This is a genomic window from Psychrobacter sp. AOP30-A2-5 (assembly GCF_052378115.1).
Taxonomy (GTDB): Bacteria; Pseudomonadota; Gammaproteobacteria; order Pseudomonadales; family Moraxellaceae; genus Psychrobacter.
Genome location: NZ_JBQSXK010000002.1, coordinates 276,120 through 294,468 on the forward strand (window position 1 = coordinate 276,120; position 18,349 = coordinate 294,468).

Below are 18,349 nucleotides of genomic sequence, written 5' to 3' on the forward strand. Positions count from 1 at the left end.
AGCATAGTAGCTAAAAGAAAATGAATAATGTTTAGACGTCAGCCGTCAGTCGCCTTACGGATTAATTGCGCGTATTTTGGATGCGATAATACCACTCAAGCTGGCGATCAAAGCCTGTTTCTAACAGACTGGCAATCACTCGCCCTGTCAGACCCCAAACCGTTTCACCATCCACTTGCCAGCTAGGCGTGAGAATGGTCGCGATCTTATCTTGCATTGCATATTCTACCGCATACTCGACAGTAGGCTGAGTCAGCAAGGTTTCAAAATCTGCCCAAAAAATGCGCGAGATTTCTCCAAGCTCAGGGACCAATAATAAATCTGGCGCAATCAGCGCAACAATAGGACGCACACTCATACCGCTTTTAGAGGTTTGAATGGGCAATTGACCAATTAGCTGGACTTTATTAGGTGGTAGTGCCGTCTCTTCGCAGGCTTCACGCAAAGCGGTGACGACATTATTACCGTCGCCTGCGTCATGTTTACCACCAACGCAAGAGACCTCGCCAGCATGGCTGTTCATGTGCGCAGCGCGGCGTGTCAGTAGCAGTTTTGGATGGCGTTCATGAGTAATGGCAACCAATACCGAGGCATCGGCAATGGGTGTTTGATACAAGCTATCTAGAATGCGAGTGCTACGAGAAGTGCTAGCCTCATACAGCGCAGGACTGGTAACGGCATTCAAGGTCTCATGCTGCACCCGTTCCGCCAGCATTCTAATAGTGGGATAACGAATAAAGTCCGGCACAGCGACTGAAAATTCATCAAAACGTAGCGACTGCGGGGGAAGTAACATGATTATTGCCCTATATTTTTATTAGAATTAAGCATCGGATGGTGGAGCTTATCTCTCGCAATGTGTACAACGCTTGCGCCAGTGTTATTGCTACGCATATCGTATCTACATGCTGGCCTCCATTCATTCATCGTCATGCTTGGCGACGTAAAGTGGCATTTTTTAATACCCCCTACTCTGACAAATGCGCGCGCTTTGCTGATTGCCCTTATTTACAACAACACCAGTCGCGGCAGCCATTACTCTCGTTATAGGTAAAGCTATCATTCAATAGTTAGCGTGAGTCTAGCCTAGCGCAATCTTATCGTGACTGCATATACTTTATGTGACTGTCCTGCTCTGCCTGCTGATACATTCATTAATAGCAACCGTAGCCGTAAGCAGTTGCGCAAACCTGTGTGCTTGTTATTATCACTGCCAGTGTGATGAGAATTTGTGTTATCTTAGGATTAACAGCTATGATCACCTAACATCTGATAAGCTAAAGTCATACTATTTTATAAAATAAGAACCATAATTCTTCAAAGAATGACAATCCTTTTTCTCATTTCTATTTATCATGTAGATTTATCATTAAATAAGGCAGTTAATATGCGCTATTGTTTACAATGCGGTCATGAAGCGGAACGCAAAATACCAGCCACGGATAATATCCCACGCTTGGTATGCCCCAATTGCCACTATATTCACTATGAAAATCCAAAAGTGATTTGTGGCTCACTCGTTGTGCATAAGCATCGGGTACTGCTATGTCGCCGCGCGATCGAGCCACAGTATGGCTTATGGACATTGCCAGCTGGCTTTATGGAAAATGGCGAAACCATGGCAGAAGGGGCCGCTCGTGAAAGTTTTGAAGAAGCAGAAGCGGTCGTCATCAATCCGCATTTATATTGCTTATATGATATTCCTGATATCGGGCAAATTTATAGTATCTATATCACTGAGCTAAAAGACGGTGCTTATGGCATTGGCTCTGAAAGTCTCGATTGTGCATTATTTACCGAAGAAGACATTCCATGGGACAAACTTGCCTTTGAAGCGGTACGTCGTACCCTAAAAAGCTACTTTGCTGACCGCAAGCAATACGATAACCATGAAAACTTCCCTATTCATCAAGATATCATCGGTAAAGACCAAGCGATCAAGCGCTACTAGCCATAAGCATATAAAAAATAACCTTATAAAAAAATCAATTGCTTTACAAAAGTGGTTGGTAAAAACCATTGATAAGTCTTATGCTAAGTTTTGAATATAGCCACTTATCAATGGTTTTTTATTGTCTGAAGTTAATCGTTTAAGCCGACTTGCGAGAATATTATGCTGACTTTATTGCAACGCTCTTTACCGCTACTACCGCTGACCATCGCCATGACCCTAACCAGTATAAGTATCACCAGCCATGCGGAAGATGCACGGTTAACCGCCAAACAATCCGACCCACAAACCCTTGGCTGGATGCAAGGTTTTCCGCCGCCTGCCGATAAACTGATTACTCAACCTTCCTCTAATTTTTTTAGTTTTCCCAAGCTGCGTTGGACGGTCTGTCATATCCGTGAATTGATGCCCACCACTGACGTCAGTCGCGGTATCGGCGCACCTTCCAAGCTCAGCTATGAGTTAGATAAAAATATCGATGCCATCACCTTTATGCCTACTAACAGTAAGCGCCCGATGACTTGGAAGCAATCACTGGATGCCAATTATACTGACGGCATTATGGTCATGCATCATGGCAAGGTGGTATACGAGCGCCAAAACGGCTGCCTCAATGAGCTGGGCAATCATGCGGCGATGTCGATGACCAAATCAATGACTGGGCTGTTAGCAGAGATCCTCGTGACCGAAGGTAAGCTTGACGATAAAGCTTTGGTGGCGTCTATCATTCCAGAGCTCAAAAACAGTGGTTTTGGTGATGCAACCGTACGCCAAGTCATGGACATGACCACAGCGCTCGATTATAGCGAAGACTATGCCGATCCTAATGCCGATATCTGGAAGTATTCAGAAGCGGCAAGCCCATTACCAAAACCGAAAGATTATAACGGACCCAATGGTTACTTTGAGTACCTGCAAACAGTTAAGAAGAACGGCGAACATGGGGAAGCTTTCAACTATCGAACCATTAATAGCGATGCCCTAGGCTGGATTATTTCGCGTACGACTGGTAAAGCGGTGAATGAATTACTCTCGGAACGCATATGGCAAAAAATCGGTGCTGAACAAAGCGCCTATATGACGGTCGATGCTAAAGGTACGCCGTTTGCTGGCGGCGGTCTTAGTGCAGGCTTGCATGATATGGCACGCATTGGTAGCTTGATGCTCAATAAAGGCGAAATTAATGGTGAGCGCTTATTCCCAGCTGCGGTCGTTGATAATATCGAAGCGGGTGGCGATAAAGAGGCTTTTGCGAAAGCCGATTATAAGCAGCTGACTAACGGCAGCTACACAAGCATGTGGTGGTTATTTAATAACCCCACGCCCATCTATGCAGCACGCGGCGTCCACGGTCAAACTGTCTATGTGGATCCAGCAGCTGATATGGTCATCGTTCGTTTTGCGTCATATCCGGATGCCAGTAACGGCAAAATAGACCCGACTTCTTTACCTGCCTATAAAGCAGTCGCCAATTACTTAATCAAAAAGTAAGCCTGTAAAAAACACTATCAAGCAATAAAAACCGCCGCTTCCATTTTTAGTGAAAGCGGCGGTTTTTTATATAACGATTAAATCAGCAGACTTGAAGAAGATTAGCTTTTAATTTTATAAATGCTAAAGCCTAACTCTTGCACTGCCGCTTCTTTATCATAAGGCGCGAGTACTGCACGTACGTGCTTTTGTCCTTGTAGGTATTGCTTAGCAACGCGCTGTAAGTCAGCCACGGTCACAGCCAATATTGACGCGCGCATTTTACGCTGCCACTCTACACCGCGATGATGTAAGTCAGCAAAGCAGGCTTTAACCGCCTCCCCTGCTGGAGAGCCTGGCTTATCCATTCCTGAGATAATACCTAAGATGGCCTCTTCTAACTGCTCGTCTGTTTGCGGCTCATTCAATAGCCATTCGATACTGGCATCAAAATGGGCAAAAGTTTCAGCACACTGCGGGTCACGGTAGCTAAAGAACTTAAAGGCACAGGCATTGGCATCGTAGCCCGCACCGCCGCCATAAGCACCGCCGCGCTCACGAATAGCGCTATGCAGATAACCATTGCGTAGATAAGGCGCGAGTACCATGAGAGCTGCTGTATCAGGATGATCAGCCGCTGGTACGGTATAAGCGCTGGCATTATGATAGACGTTGGTTGGGACTAGCCACGCTAAGTCTTCAACATCGAGCGCCACATCACTTTCTAGCGCTTCGACCGCGTCTTTATCACCATTTAACGCCGTATCAAGTTGCAATTCAGCAAACTCGCTTGGGATATTGTCTTCAATACTCGCATCAGTATTTTTTAACTGCGCTGCAATCTTTGGCGCTTGACTGTCTTTCCAGCTATCAACAATTAAATTGCTTAAGCGTTCAGTTTGCTCGGCTTCGCAAATAATAACCGCGTGCTTAGGCAAACTAATTAGACGTTGATGTAAGTCCATCAAGCTGTTTGCTAATTTATCCCACTGTGCGTCGTCGGTACTGGCATGAGTTAAGAAGTCTTTTAGCGCGTTCAATGCTGGCAGACCACTGCGCACGTACTCTAACTGCGCTTGACGACTCATACCACGGCTGGCGGTTTGCATGGCATAGGAATGCCCTGAACCAGCAAGGTTTGATTGCCAGCCTGCTTGACGCTGCTGCAAGATTTCTTTGATACGATCATGCTCACTAAAGATACTGTGTTCCATCACTTCTTTGAGCAAATCAATCGCTTCAGGTTTACGATTCAGCGCGCGCGTTGCCACCACAAAGTAGCTGCTAATCGCTTGGCTGTCATCGACATTGGTACGCTGACTAATACGCGCCGTCACCCCTGATGAATGCGCCGCTTGCTTGGCCTGCATTTCATGAGCGCTGAGCGAATCTGTACCTAGCTCTGATAATAAGCTTAAATAGATAGGCAACAGCGGATGATTAATGACTTCATTAACGGGTAGCTCGCTTGTATCCTCATTACCAATCGCATCAGTCAACGGTACAATTATTTGATAATAATATAAGCCGTTAGTGCCCGCTTCATATTCAAATAAGGTGCTGTCTTTGCCACTTAAATTAATCTGCTTTTGCGTGCCTTGTTTAAAGCTGATATCGGTCGGTACGTCTTCTAAACCCACTTTTGGCAATAAGCTTAAATCATCAGGCGCGGCTTGGCGCGCTGCCAAATCTAACGCTTGTTGTTTTAAGATAGCTTTATCATCAGCGGTCAAATCCATTTCGATGGTATCAAGACGAGTCTGCTCAGCTGCCGCCAAACGGGCGGATTTTTCACTATCAGGCGTCATGGTCACACGCACACGATGCTGATTATCAAGCAAATGCTGCTTGATTAAATTCGGTAACCATTGCGCATCTTTTACTTGCTCACGTAGCCACTGCAAATGCTCATCAACTTCCCAGACATCAATAGGATTACCATCATGAATGGCAGTGCTAAAACCTTCTAGCATGAGATTTAGACCATAAGGCATGCTATCGCCGCCGATATGGCGCTGATCAATCTCGATTTGGTGCAGAATCGTCTCAATGGTTTCATCATCAATTGGTTGGCTCGCGACCTCTTTAAGCAAATCAATAATGCCCTGCTCTACCGCTTCGGCGTGTTCAGGGTTAGAACCACGTAGTCCCGTATAAAAGACCATTTCATAATGACTGTCATCCAAACCTAGTAGCGGACTTGGCGCTTTACCAAGTGGATGGCTGTCCAAATAAGCACGTAGCGGCGAACCAGCATGCTCAACCAGCACGCCTTCTAATAAACGCAATGCCAAACGCTGCTTTGGATCAGTAATCGATGGTAATAACCATGCAATCACGTGATGAGTTTGGTCAGGACCTGCTTCGTCAGCGGTATAAGTATCAACGGCGCTAATCGGTGCAGACAGGCGTTTTTCAGGACGCGAGACATGTTTTTTGCCCGCTTCAAACTGAATCAAGGCATCTTCATGGATTTTAGCTTGGGTTTCAGCGACTGGAATATTACCAAAGCTCATAATCACACTGTTTGACGGATGATAATGGCTCTGATGAAATTCAACTAGCTCAGTATGCGTCAAGTCTGGGATATCGGCTGGATCGCCACCCGAATTATAGTGATACGTCGTCGTTGGGAATAAATGATGGGCGACCGTATGATACAACTGGTCAATCTCGCCACTCATTGCGCCTTTCATTTCATTAAAGACGATGCCTTTAAATTGCGGCTTATCATTTTCGTCTAATTCTACACGAATACCTTCTTGAGCAAAATCCAGCGGATGAATATTGGGGAAAAATGAGGCATCCAGATAAACGGCTAGCAAATTAAAGTAGTCGTTTTTATTTTGCGTCGCATACGGATACGCCGTCCAATCGGCAGCGGTCATCGCATTCATAAAGGTATTAAGCGAACGCTTAATCATTGAGAAAAATGGGTCACGAACGGGGAACTTTTCAGAGCCACATAAAGCCACGTGCTCTAAAATATGCGCCTCACCTTTTGAATCCATTGGCTGAGTTCGAAAGCCAACCAAAAAGGCATTTTCGTCACTCGGATGTGCCAAGTGGTAATGCATCGCGCCTGTTTTAACGTGTTGGCTTATCAATACGTCCATCGACAATGCATCGATATGGCGGTGCTCAATCAGCTCAAAGGCAGGATGCAAAGTTAGATCAGTAGTAGATAATGTGTCGGTCATAATTTTCCTTATGGATTGCTCTAATTTTATTTAGAATAATATGCGATTAATGACTAAATATAGCCAGTGGCGATAAAATAAAATCGGAGTAAACAATAGATAAATAGTGTATTTAGTACTTATCGTAGGGTGTTTTTTATATGATATTTATATAAAAATATTGTGCGTATTATTGTGATTAACCTATGAGTAATATTCAAATTTAATGGCATGTACCCGTGCATCATTTTAAATGACAGCAATGCGCCGGTATAAATTAAAAAGAATTTGCCTAACGGAATTAGATGGGGTTCGCACCTCCATAAGTCAAGATACCGTAGTAATAAAGATGACCAATATGGCAGAATGTCGGATTTTCACAAAGCGAACTCAAAGCGTACTTAACAGCAGCCATCAGTAGTGCTATAGTTAAAATCATCTGTCACAAGGAGCCGCTCATGAGTTACGAACATATTTTATTGGTCACCGACTTAATGTCCGATGCTGATGTGGTCGCCCAAAAGGCCAAACGTATCGTCGAGAATCGTCCTAATGCTAAGTTATCGGTATTACATATCGTCAAAGATACTATGGTTGGCTTTGGCTATGAGCTGGTGCCAGCCTCCAGCTTATACGATGAAATTGACGATGAACGCTGTCAAGAAGCGCGCGCTAAATTGGCACAGTTTTTAGACCGTAATGACCTACATGCGGTGAATTCTGAAGTGACCACTGCCATCTCTAACAGTGAAGGTATCGTCAACTATTGTCACAAGCATGATGTTGATTTGTTGGTCATCGGTCGTCATGAACGCCATGGTATCGCCGCTTGGCTCAGTGGCGCGACGGCAGATAATATCTTGCCTAACGTCCCATGCGATAGCTTGGTCGTAAGACTGGATAAACCCGTTAATAAGTAGTTTAAGAAAAGACTTAACGTCGTTTCCAAGTTAGTTAAAACTATTAAAAAAGCTCATTAAAAAAAGCGCATTGTATAACTTTGCGCTTTTTTATTATTTATTAAAATATTAGATATTCTCGCTAATACCTCTATATTTATCACTAAAATTAATCTGCTGTCAAAATATCAATAAAACTTTGCCAAATCGGGCTTTGATGGCGGGCTTTATGCCACACTAGCCACCAAGTCCGCGACAAATCGATGCCTGCGACTTTCACCTGTACCAGCGCTCCTGCTGTCAGCTCTGCCTGAATGACATGCTGTGATAAACAGCCAAGACCAATATCTGCACTCACCATATGCTTAATAGCTTCCGACTGCTGAATCGCCATCACAATTTCCGCATCAGGCAAATGCTTGAGTAGCTGCTCATCGATAATTTGCCGTGTACCTGACCCTGCCTCTCGTACCAATAGCGGCAGTTTTGCCAGTTGTGCAATGCTAAGCTCGTAGCAATTATCCGCATCGTTATACGCGGCCATGCCTGTCAACCATTTGCTATCGCGCTTGGTAAAGATCATCAAGGTATCTGTCCGCCACGCACGCTGCTCGATCGCCTTCATATCTGTGGGGCGCGGCATACCCTCTACGAGCGCAATATCAATATTTAACTGCTCAACTTCGCTGACCACTTCTTGAGTATTGGCGATATACATATCGATATGGGCATCGGGTAGCGTCGCATATAGCTTGGCAAGCAGCGGCGGCAGCACATAATTGCCGATCGTGGTACTGGCACCGATATGAATCTGCCCTGCTTGATGCTTATGATAATGCTCTAGAGTTAAGGCCTGCCCCAAAATGGCTTGTGCCTGTATATAAATAGGATGGGCGTTGGGGTGCTGATTGAGCCTACGTCCGACGCGCTCAAACAGTGGCATTTGCAGCCTTGCTTCTAATTCTGTCAGCGCACTACTGACCGCCGACTGCGATAAATGCAGCGCTTCACTGGCACGGCTAGTACTACCCGTTTGATAAATACTGACAAACACCGATAATTGCTTGAGGGTAATCTTTGGTAATACCTGCATGGCTTTTTTCATAATTTCTCTGATACCCCATCTTATTGATACAATCTAAAAAGCACCTGTTACTTTAAAAGCCCTTTATTATCTAAAAAACCATCTTTTTAGCCCAAAGACTTTTATTAACCTAAAAAATCGATAGTTTTTATCTAATTAATCTGTTTTTATTATAGATTGGTCTGCCTTATAATGTCTATTCATAAGCTTATGCTTATTTCGATTATAGATAATACATAATAGGACAGTCAGTCATGTACGCCTTGACCCAATCAGTAAATAACTATTTCCCGCGCAGCCGCCATTTAGCAGGGCTTATCGTCGTGCTGATTGGCAGCTTATTTTGTTTATGGCTCAATACTAGTGTCAACACATGGACCAATGGACGTATCGTTGGCTTGTCTTCTCTCACTTTAGCCATTCTCATTGGTATGGTATTGGGCAATACGGTCTATCCTAACCTTGCTGAGCGCTTAAGTGTCGGCGTGGCATTTGCCAAAGGTCAAATATTGCGCCTCGCCATCATGTTTTATGGCTTTAAGCTGACCTTAACGCAAGTATCAAGTGTCGGACTGTCTGCGGTGATGAGCGATGCGTTGGTATTGACATCGACCTTTTTACTCACCTATTGGATAGGTACCCGATGGTTAAAAGTCGATAAACAAACGACGCTATTAATTGGGTCAGGCGCAAGTATTTGCGGTGCCGCCGCAGTGATTGCCGCAGAGCCAGTGGTCAAAGCGGAAGCACACAAAGTCACTATCGCCGTGGCGACAGTGGTGGTCTTTGGTACGGTTGCGATGCTGCTCTATCCATTTTTATACCATCTTGGTTGGTTGCAACCTTGGCTAAATGCTCAGCAGTACGGGATTTATACGGGTTCCACCATTCATGAAGTGGCGCAAGTCGTCGTCGCTGGTAACGCAGTCAGTCCTGAAGTGGGTGACACAGCGGTTGTCACCAAGATGATACGCGTCATGATGCTTGCCCCTTTTTTACTTATTTTATCGTTTGCCTTAACCAAAGGTAGCAGCGACAATGGCAAAAAACCATCGTTTATAAATCGTGTCCAACAAGTCAAAGTCCCTTGGTTTGCCTTTATATTTATTGCCATCGTTTTACTACATACTTGGGTGCCGATGACCGCAAGCTTTGAGCGTCGTATGGTGATGCTAGACGATGTGCTGCTCACCATGGCGATGTTTGCGCTTGGTCTAACCACGCATTTGGGCGCTATTAAACAAGCTGGCGTTAAACCCCTTATTTTGGGGGCGATTATGTTCGCTTGGCTGATCGTTGGTGGTGGTCTAATAAATATAGGTATCAGTTTTTTATAAGACGCTCATTCCTATGATAGCTTGCCCACTATAAATTTATGCAGAATCAACAAAGCCTACGACTATTAACATAGTAAGTAGGCTTTTTTATAAGTAATCTACACCAAATTTTAGACGAAAAAAAACGAACCCGAAGGTTCGCTTTTTTTTCATCTTGCTCTAAGTGTCTATAAAGACAAATTAGATAGCAACGATGTTATGGGCTTGTGGGCCTTTTTGACCTTGAGTTACAGTGAACTCAACTTCTTGGCCTTCAGCTAAAGTTTTGAAGCCTGAACCAGTGATTTCGCTGTAATGAGCAAAAACGTCTGCGCCAGTTTCTGGAGCGATAAAACCAAAGCCTTTAGCTTCGTTGAACCACTTAACTGTACCTTTTTGAACGTCTGACATAATATAATCCTACTTTTAAATTTATTAATGGCCTAGTGACCGATAACGCTTGCAAATAGCTACTGAACGATAAATATTAAAACGAAGGATTATAACTAATACTACGAGGTAATGATTTGGTGCAGAACTGCTCTTAAGCTTGGACGTATTATAGGGGGAACATCCTGATTTCGCAAGTCTTATCTTAGCTTTCATGTAACTAAAGCCCATTTCTTACGATTTTTGACCTGAAAATCAACGCATTTTAGGCATTTGGCAGACGGAACAAATAGACCGCTACCCCAGTACAGACCACGGCTACCAGCCATGCCATCCATATCATATCGGCGGGAATATTAAAAAATAACATCGTTGTTGAAATAGTCATCATTATTGTCGCTAACCACTTAGCATAGAGTGGCACCGCATGATTATTTTCCCAATCGCGGACAAATTTCCCAAAGTATTTATGATTGATCAGCCAAAAATGAAAACGCCGCGAACTACGTGCCCAGCAACCTGCTGCTAGTAATATAAAAGGCGCAGTCGGCATGACTGGCAGTAATACACCGATAATCCCTAATATAAAAAATAGCCAGCCCAGTATGACAAACGTCCAACGCACCGTTGGGCTGTTATGCTGATTGGTTTTGGGTCGATAATAAAAGGCTTTTTTTTGTTGGCTCATAAAAATACTGTCATTGAATGATATGGAAGGGCTAATATTTAATGAAGGTTAGACAGCTATATTCTTAAACCAGATAATCATTTATAGAACTGCCTACCTATATAGGTAGCTAAGCATGCAATATCACTCAAAATGGTACAAGGCTATTTTTACGAGGTTTTTGCTATCAATAGGTACGTTTGGTTAGTGGTTGGGTAAGTGAACTCACCACCTTTGACTAAATTTTCAGCAATGAAAAACCGCTCATAGCTAGACTATGAACGGTTTTATCGTTAAAGATACTATCCTGATTTAGTTATTTCGCTATCAAGCCTATCTCGCGTGCCTCTTTTAGCCAGCTTGGAAACTCTTCTAGCATGTTTTCATATAAGGCTTCTTCACTGATATCATCCAAGTCATCTAATTCAAAAAAGTCGCAATTATCAATCACGCGCCCTTCCATATCGTCCAGTTTTTTTAGGATGCCATAACCACGACCACCCAAGCCCACGAACTGCCAAAATATCGGTAGTTTCGCGGCTTCCGTAATGACTTTGGTGATACCGCGATTGTCATTCACCCCGCCATCACTGATAAATAGCACGTAGACAGGCACATCTAAGCCGTCCTTTTGATAAAACTCCGTCACGGCTTTCATGACTTCTGCTTCGTTATTCACGCGCGGGCCAAGTGCCCATTTGCGCCAGCCGCCATGAGCGTTGTCAATAAAACCGTCATAGTTGCTTAACCCAATCTCGCCTAAATACTGCGGATCTCGGGCAAACGCCCAGCAGTCTAGCGCCTGGTCGTCATCGAAGCTCACTGCTAATGGCAATAGACGATTGACCACTTCTTGCACGCGGCCTTTTTTGTACTGTCTATTCATTGAGCCTGAGGCATCTAGCACCAATGCGACTTTTGCTGTTAATTGCTGCAATTGGCGTTTCTCAAGCGATATCGTGGCTTTTTTGGCCAAATTGACCAATTTTGGTGCTTTGTCTAGCATAACCTTCTCTAACGATGGTTTTGCTTGAACTGGCGTTGCAGTTGCCTCTGCTGCTGTCGAATTGCCCTCTTCTACATCACCACCGAAATGCTGCACGATCGCAGCTAAACCACCATTAAATCCTTGCGCGACGTTGGATACTCGCCAAACGCCACTTTTACGATAAAGTTGCATCAGCATACTGGCTTGCTGCTGGGCAAAGTCTGCTGATTGATATTCTGCCTGTACCTTTTGCGATTGCTGCCAAATGCCAATCTCTAACGATTGGATTTGATTGAGCAGTGTGTCAGCTGATAATACAAAAAACAAGCTGTCTATATTCGTAGCCAGTTTGGATAAATTCACTTCAAACTCGGCTTGGATGCCTTTATTTGTCGTTGGCTGCGACTCGTAATAAGTGAGCTTAATTTGCCCACAAGGTGAGGTTGGCTGATTGTAAAACACCATGTAATCATCGTTGATCAGTTTGCCCGCTGCGTCTAAGACAAAGCAGCTGATGTCCATCTCTATCGGGCTTTGGCGGGTGAACTTAAGCGTGATGGGTGCGGTATCGTCAATAGCAAGATTGCTTATAGGCGCGCGTTGTCCGACGGTGAGATGGTTCATGGTGTTCCTTACGTTAGCGTGTTATTCCTTTGAATAATAATAGACTATTTGCTGACATTAAAAAACCGCTAAAGCATGAGCTAGAGCGGTTTTCTGCTATGGTGAAACTAAGGGCTTACATAGTTCTCAATATCTAGAATACTGTTTAGGTCACACCTCTTAGCTATTCTTTGTTTAAAATTAATATCTGAAATCTTAGTTTTTACGGTTGACTTAGCTCTAGTTTTCAATAGTGGAAACAGATAATCTTTACCTGAAACAGTGCTTAATTCTGTTATAGACGAATCTTCAAAACTGCTCAACACTTTAGTTCTGGTAGAATTATATATTTCTTGGCTACTTACACTAATAATAGAGCTTCTAATGTCATCAATTCTACATTGTAATTTAGTATCATCTATAGTTCCTTGATCGCAAGAAACTAAATTACTAACCTTAAAAGCTACTGTTTTCTTTTGAGGATTTAATAGCTTTGAAATAGCATATTCAATGAATAACTTAAATAATTTATCTTTATTTCTCAACTCCCAATCTTGATAGTTGAAGCTATTTCGCAGATCTTGAATATTTCTGCAGGACTCCTCCTCATCTAGAACCTCAATAATTGATTTATGGTCACATAAAATATTTTCTATACAATAGCAAGGTAACCGATAGAGCCCTTGGTTACTCTCGACCGTGTCTCCGGTAAGTAAAAATAAGTCTCCATCAATAATATACAAGAATGGCCGCTTACTTGATTCATTGCTGTGGTGTCTAATAACCTCTCCTCTAGCACCTAATGGAAATACTTTCTTTATTCTATATTTATCTTTGAAAATACGAGATAGCAAGATAGTAAAAAGTTTTTCGTAACCAAACGCTGTATCTTCTATATATATATCAATATCATTTTCTTTTTGAAAAAAAACACTTTTTGCAGATTTAGCTTGTAGGCTTCTTTCGGGGATCATATTATCTACACTCCACAGCTTTATCTTTGTTACCAGCAACAATTTCTGGAGAATGTGTCGCTAAAATAAACTGTGATCTAGGATTTGCTAGAAAAATAGTCTCAGCGAACTTTTCTTGCCAACCTAAGTGCAACGATAATTCAGGCTCATCTATTATGAACACGTTGTTGTAGTTAAAGAATGAATGGGCAAATATAACTAGCAACTGACGCTCTCCTGATGACAAGCCTTCGATTGTACATTCATTTCCATCAGGTCTTCTGACCAATAGCTGCCCAACTGTATCTATCTCTAATCTTTTACCAGAGTCTTCATAAAACTCATTTACTATACCGAGAAAATCATTTATAGGCTTATAGTACTTATCATTTCTAGATTTATGCTCCTCAATAATATCAACTACTCTATACATTCTATCAATTTGTGCTGTATTTAAGAGTAGCTCAATACCAATATCGCTTCTATTAGTCGATGATAGCCCATCAAACAATTCGTTTAAATCATTAAAAAAAGTATCTACTTCTTCATTTATGGATGCATCGAAGCCAATAATATTAGTAAGAGCTTTTTTTATTTCATTTTTACTTGCTATTAGCTTTTTCTGTTCTTTTCTTCCAGCATGCTTTAAAGCAAAATTTTCTTTATCAAATTTTGAATACTTGAATGATGACATAAGTATTTGATTTCTTAGTATATGCGATTGTTCAATTTCTAGATTTCTAATATGCTTGTAAGTATCCTTTACAAGCATTTCAATCTCCATAAGGCTTTGACCGATAGAACCTTGAATAAACCTTCTTGACCTATTAATCTGCTTGTTTTTGCCACTTAACCATATTTCACGTTCAAGAAAATAATCCTGTTTAGGCTCAGAAAGATTAGCACGTCTATCTAAACCCAAAAAAACTGGAGAATTTATTTCAGATATAGCTTTAATTACTGGATCAGATGAATGTTTTCTGGTTAGATCCTCTAATAACTCTTCAAACCTATCCTCTCTTCTAGAAAATATTTCCATCTCAGAACTATTGTTCGATGGTAATATCACCTCAGACTCACAGTTGCTTATAGCCAAAATAATATTTTCGTCTCTCCTGAAAGCATGAATATATATTTCTTCTCCATTTACCTCTAATGATAAAGAACAATCTTCGAATGGAGTTACTAATAGCTCTCTAAAGCTAGGATTTATCAAAGCGTTCATTAGCTTTAACGCTGTAGTCTTACCTGAACCATTCCCTCCAACTAAGAAATTTTTATCTTCATTAAATTTGATATTGAAGTCTAAGTAACCAAAGACATCTGTAGCTTCAAAACCTTTTATTATCATTGATAACCTCTATAAGTCTATTTAAATTTTAGTTTATAATGCCCTTAATTCTTGCATCTTCGCTGTCATCACCGTCAACTTTCCTTCACATTCAGCCAGTTTAGCATTAACTACTTCTATAGACGCTTTAATGAAAATACTTTTTTGCAGCTTATATAGATATATTCGAGTTCATATTAATAGACTGTAAATAATAGCACACAAATATCCAGTTATAATGCAGGATCAAGAGCTATTCAGAGAACTAAGCAGTAAATAATAAAAAACGCCATCACAATCGTGACAGCGTTCTTTGACAATATAAATATTTACGCTTTATTTACAACGCCTTTAACTGCTCCATCTGTGCCGTCATCGCCGTGAGCTGCCCTTCTAGCTCAGCCAGTTTTGCTTTCTCTGCATCGACCACTTCCACTGGCGCTTTACTGACAAAGCCTTCATTACCTAGCTTACGTGAGATACCTTCAGCTTGACCTTTTAGTTTGTCATATGACTTACCCAAACGAGCCAGCTCAGCCGTTGGATCGATCAGACCTTTCATTGGTACAAGTACGCGCAGCTGACCAACCATACTTGATGAAGACAGTGGCACGTCATAACCTTCTTTGACGATCTCTAGGCTCTCGACCTTGGCAAGTGCTTTGAACTGGTTTTTGATACGTGACAGACGCGCATCTTCGTCGCTAGACACGTTTTGTAGTAGCACTGGCAAACGTACAGCATTACCCAATTTCATCTCACCACGGATGTTACGGACGCTCGCGATTAGCTCTTGTAGCCATGCCATATCCGCTTCGGTCTGCTCACTGATTTGGCTGGCATCGGTCTGTGGATAGTCAGCGACCACGATGCTGTCGGTGTTTTTACGACCCAGTAGCGGCGCGATGGTCTGCCAGATTTGCTCAGTCAGATACGGCATGATTGGATGGGTGAAGCGCAGCGCAGTCTCTAGTACGTGCAGTAGCACATAGCGGATTTGCGCTTTACGTTCGTCAGATACTGAGTCATCATTTAGGCTGGCTTTGGCAAGCTCAACGTACCAATCACAGTACTCATTCCAGATAAACTCATAGATATCTTGGCTGACCATATCGAGACGATACTGAGCGAAATGCTGATGGATATCGGCAACGGTAGAGTTCAGACGACTCATGATCCATTTTTCTGGTAATTCCCAAACGTCAGGGTTTGCCGCTTGGTCGATAGGCTTGGCAGAACCTTCGCTATCGACACAGTTCATGAGTACAAAACGGCTGGCGTTCCAGATTTTATTACAGAAGTTACGATAGCCTTCGACACGCTTTAGATCAAAGTTGATATCGCGACCGGTACTGGCAAGCGAGGTAAAGGTAAAACGTAGCGCATCCGTACCAAAGGCTGGGATGCCTTCTGGGAATTCTTTACGCGTTTGCTTTTCGATTTTAGCCGCGTCTTTCGGATTCATCATATTGCTGGTGCGTTTTTCTACCAGCGCTTCCAGATCAATACCGTCGATGAGGTCAATCGGATCTAAGACGTTACCTTTCGATTTTGACATTTTTTGACCATTGCCATCACGTACCAGACCATGCACATAGACGGTCTTAAACGGTACTTGCGGCGTGCCGTCTTCGTTTTTCACGAAGTGCATGGTCATCATGATCATGCGCGCCACCCAAAAGAAAATAATGTCAAAACCTGTCACCAACACGCTGGTCGGGTGGAAGGTGTCCATCACGCGTGGGTCGGCGTTGACGTCTGCCCAGTCAAGCGTACTGAACGTCCATAGACCAGAGCTGAACCACGTATCGAGTACGTCATCATCTTGGCGCAAGATCACGTCATCGCTGAGACTGTATTTACTACGCACTTCCGCTTCGTCACGGGCAACATAAACTTCACCAGTCTCATCGTCATACCATGCAGGGATACGATGTCCCCACCAGAGCTGACGGCTGATGCACCAGTCTTGTAGATCGGTCATCCACGACATATACATGTTTTTGTACTGTGCAGGGACAAACTCGATGCTGCCGTCTTCTACCGCATCAATCGCAGGCTTAGCCAATTCTTTAACCGCGACATACCACTGATCGGTCAACCACGGCTCAACGATCGTACCACCACGCTCAGCACGCGGCGCTTTGAGTGCGTAGTCCTCGATGTCTTCTAGCCAGCCTTGATCACCTGCTTGCTCAACAAGGAACTTACGTGCGGCAAAACGCTCAAGTCCTGCATACTCACTTGGCGTGGTTTCCAACTCTGGCTCACGTGTTTGCAGATCAGGATACACTTCCATCGCTGCTAAGATATTGGCGCGCTCATCAAGGATATTAATCAATGGTAAGCTATGACGACGACCCAATTCATAATCGTTGAAATCGTGCGCTGGGGTGATTTTTACACAGCCCGTACCGAAGTCTTTTTCGACATAATCATCAGCGACGATAGGCACGACACGACCCGTAATTGGCAAGGTAATGGTTTTGCCAACCAAATGCGCATAACGCTCATCGCTAGGATTGACTGCAACAGCGGTATCACCCAGCAAAGTCTCAGGACGCGTAGTCGCTACCACCAGATAGTTTTTACCATCTTGAGTGGTCAGATCTTTATCCGTGAAATAATAGCGGAAATGCCACAAGCTGCCTTTTTCGTCATGGTTTTCTACTTCTAAATCAGACAATGCAGTTTGGAACTTTGGATCCCAGTTGACCAAACGCTTACCACGATATATCAAACCATCATCGAATAGGCGTACGAACACTTCTTTTACCGCGTTAGACAGACCATCATCCATGGTAAAACGCTCACGCGACCAATCGACCGAGCTGCCCAAACGGCGAATTTGGCTGGTGATATTGCCGCCCGACTCTTCTTTCCATTCCCATACTTTATCGATGAAGTCTTCGCGCGTCATGTCACGACGTTTGATGCCTTGTGCTTCCAAACGACGTTCAACAACCATTTGGGTCGCGATACCTGCATGGTCCGTACCTGGTTGCCAAAGCGTATTATCACCATCCATACGGTGATAACGCGTGAGCGCATCCATAATGGCATTGTTAAAGCCATGACCCATGTGCAGCGAGCCAGTGACATTCGGTGGTGGCAAGGCGATAGAGAACGACTCTTCTTTATCAAAGGTCGGCTTAAAATAGCCGCTTTCTTCCCAGCCTTGATACATGCCTGCTTCGACTTCCGCAGGATTATAGGCATTCTCTAACTGGCTTAAGGCCGCTTGAATAGATGTGGTAAGGTTGTGGTTACTCATAATGGCATTATCTTTTATTGATTGAATGTGATTAAAGCGAATATAAAAATTATGAAAATAATGAATAGAGTGATTTTAACGCAGATGGCCAGATTTTGTTAGATGCTAAGGCAATTTATCAGACTTGCAGAGTGGCATTGCCCCATTAATAAGCGCAAAAGCCCATAAACGTCACCAATCGAATGAGATTCCAACAAAATAAGTGCTAGTGATGTTATAAAATATGGGTCATGCTATGAGGTATA

The 18,349-nt window shown here is 43.1% G+C and carries 13 protein-coding genes; 4 read left to right on the forward strand and 9 right to left on the reverse strand.

What is annotated here, in order from left to right; all coding sequences use genetic code 11:
• Positions 1–61: 61 nt before the first annotated feature.
• A complete protein-coding gene (locus ACT3S4_RS03555; RefSeq protein ID WP_444760458.1) occupies positions 62–796 on the reverse strand; it encodes an NUDIX hydrolase in 735 nt (244 codons plus the stop codon).
• A gap of 591 nt (positions 797–1,387) precedes the next feature.
• Here ACT3S4_RS03555 and ACT3S4_RS03560 point away from each other — a divergent pair.
• The gene (locus ACT3S4_RS03560) at positions 1,388–1,951 is read left to right on the forward strand and encodes an NUDIX hydrolase (protein ID WP_045453478.1); all 564 of its coding nucleotides are present in this window, start codon (positions 1,388–1,390) and stop codon (positions 1,949–1,951) included.
• A 162-nt stretch (positions 1,952–2,113) separates the two neighbouring features.
• The gene (locus ACT3S4_RS03565; RefSeq protein WP_201560554.1) at positions 2,114–3,442 is read left to right on the forward strand and encodes a serine hydrolase domain-containing protein; all 1,329 of its coding nucleotides are present in this window, start codon (positions 2,114–2,116) and stop codon (positions 3,440–3,442) included.
• Between the two features lie 101 nt (positions 3,443–3,543).
• Here ACT3S4_RS03565 and ACT3S4_RS03570 read toward each other — a convergent pair whose 3' ends face one another.
• Positions 3,544–6,621 (reverse strand): insulinase family protein, encoded by a 3,078-nt coding sequence (locus ACT3S4_RS03570; RefSeq protein WP_201560556.1) that lies wholly within the window; start codon positions 6,619–6,621, stop codon positions 3,544–3,546.
• Positions 6,622–7,058: 437 nt separating this feature from the next.
• On the opposite strand from ACT3S4_RS03570, the gene ACT3S4_RS03575 reads away from it, so the two are divergent.
• A complete protein-coding gene (locus tag ACT3S4_RS03575) occupies positions 7,059–7,520 on the forward strand; it encodes a universal stress protein (RefSeq protein ID WP_087813544.1) in 462 nt (153 codons plus the stop codon).
• 148 nt (positions 7,521–7,668) lie between these two features.
• Here the strand turns inward: ACT3S4_RS03575 and ACT3S4_RS03580 are convergent, their stop codons facing one another.
• Complete coding sequence (locus ACT3S4_RS03580; protein WP_250163164.1) at positions 7,669–8,604, reverse strand: LysR substrate-binding domain-containing protein; 936 nt, start codon at positions 8,602–8,604, stop codon at positions 7,669–7,671.
• Positions 8,605–8,837: 233 nt separating this feature from the next.
• Between ACT3S4_RS03580 and ACT3S4_RS03585 the strand changes: the two genes are divergently transcribed.
• On the forward strand, positions 8,838–9,920 hold the full coding sequence (locus ACT3S4_RS03585) for a YeiH family protein (RefSeq protein WP_444760459.1): 1,083 nt from the start codon (positions 8,838–8,840) through the stop codon (positions 9,918–9,920).
• 180 nt (positions 9,921–10,100) lie between these two features.
• On the opposite strand, the gene ACT3S4_RS03590 is transcribed toward ACT3S4_RS03585, so the two are convergent.
• The 6 genes from ACT3S4_RS03590 to ACT3S4_RS03615 form a co-directional block, all read right to left on the reverse strand.
• Positions 10,101–10,310, reverse strand: a complete 210-nt coding sequence (locus tag ACT3S4_RS03590) for a cold-shock protein (protein ID WP_045453470.1) — start codon at positions 10,308–10,310, stop codon at positions 10,101–10,103.
• Between the two features lie 244 nt (positions 10,311–10,554).
• Positions 10,555–10,977 (reverse strand): YbaN family protein, encoded by a 423-nt coding sequence (locus ACT3S4_RS03595; RefSeq protein ID WP_444760460.1) that lies wholly within the window; start codon positions 10,975–10,977, stop codon positions 10,555–10,557.
• Positions 10,978–11,272: 295 nt separating this feature from the next.
• On the reverse strand, positions 11,273–12,568 hold the full coding sequence (locus ACT3S4_RS03600) for a VWA domain-containing protein (RefSeq protein ID WP_443545595.1): 1,296 nt from the start codon (positions 12,566–12,568) through the stop codon (positions 11,273–11,275).
• Between the two features lie 107 nt (positions 12,569–12,675).
• Positions 12,676–13,521 carry a DUF4435 domain-containing protein gene (locus tag ACT3S4_RS03605; protein WP_444760461.1) on the reverse strand — a complete coding sequence of 282 codons (846 nt, stop codon included), beginning with the start codon at positions 13,519–13,521 and terminating at the stop codon, positions 12,676–12,678.
• 1 nt (position 13,522) lies between these two features.
• Complete coding sequence (locus ACT3S4_RS03610) at positions 13,523–14,851, reverse strand: AAA family ATPase (protein WP_444760462.1); 1,329 nt, start codon at positions 14,849–14,851, stop codon at positions 13,523–13,525.
• A 319-nt stretch (positions 14,852–15,170) separates the two neighbouring features.
• Positions 15,171–18,104: a valine--tRNA ligase gene (locus tag ACT3S4_RS03615; protein WP_444760463.1), complete on the reverse strand. Its 2,934-nt coding sequence runs from the start codon at positions 18,102–18,104 to the stop codon at positions 15,171–15,173.
• Positions 18,105–18,349: the final 245 nt, after the last annotated feature.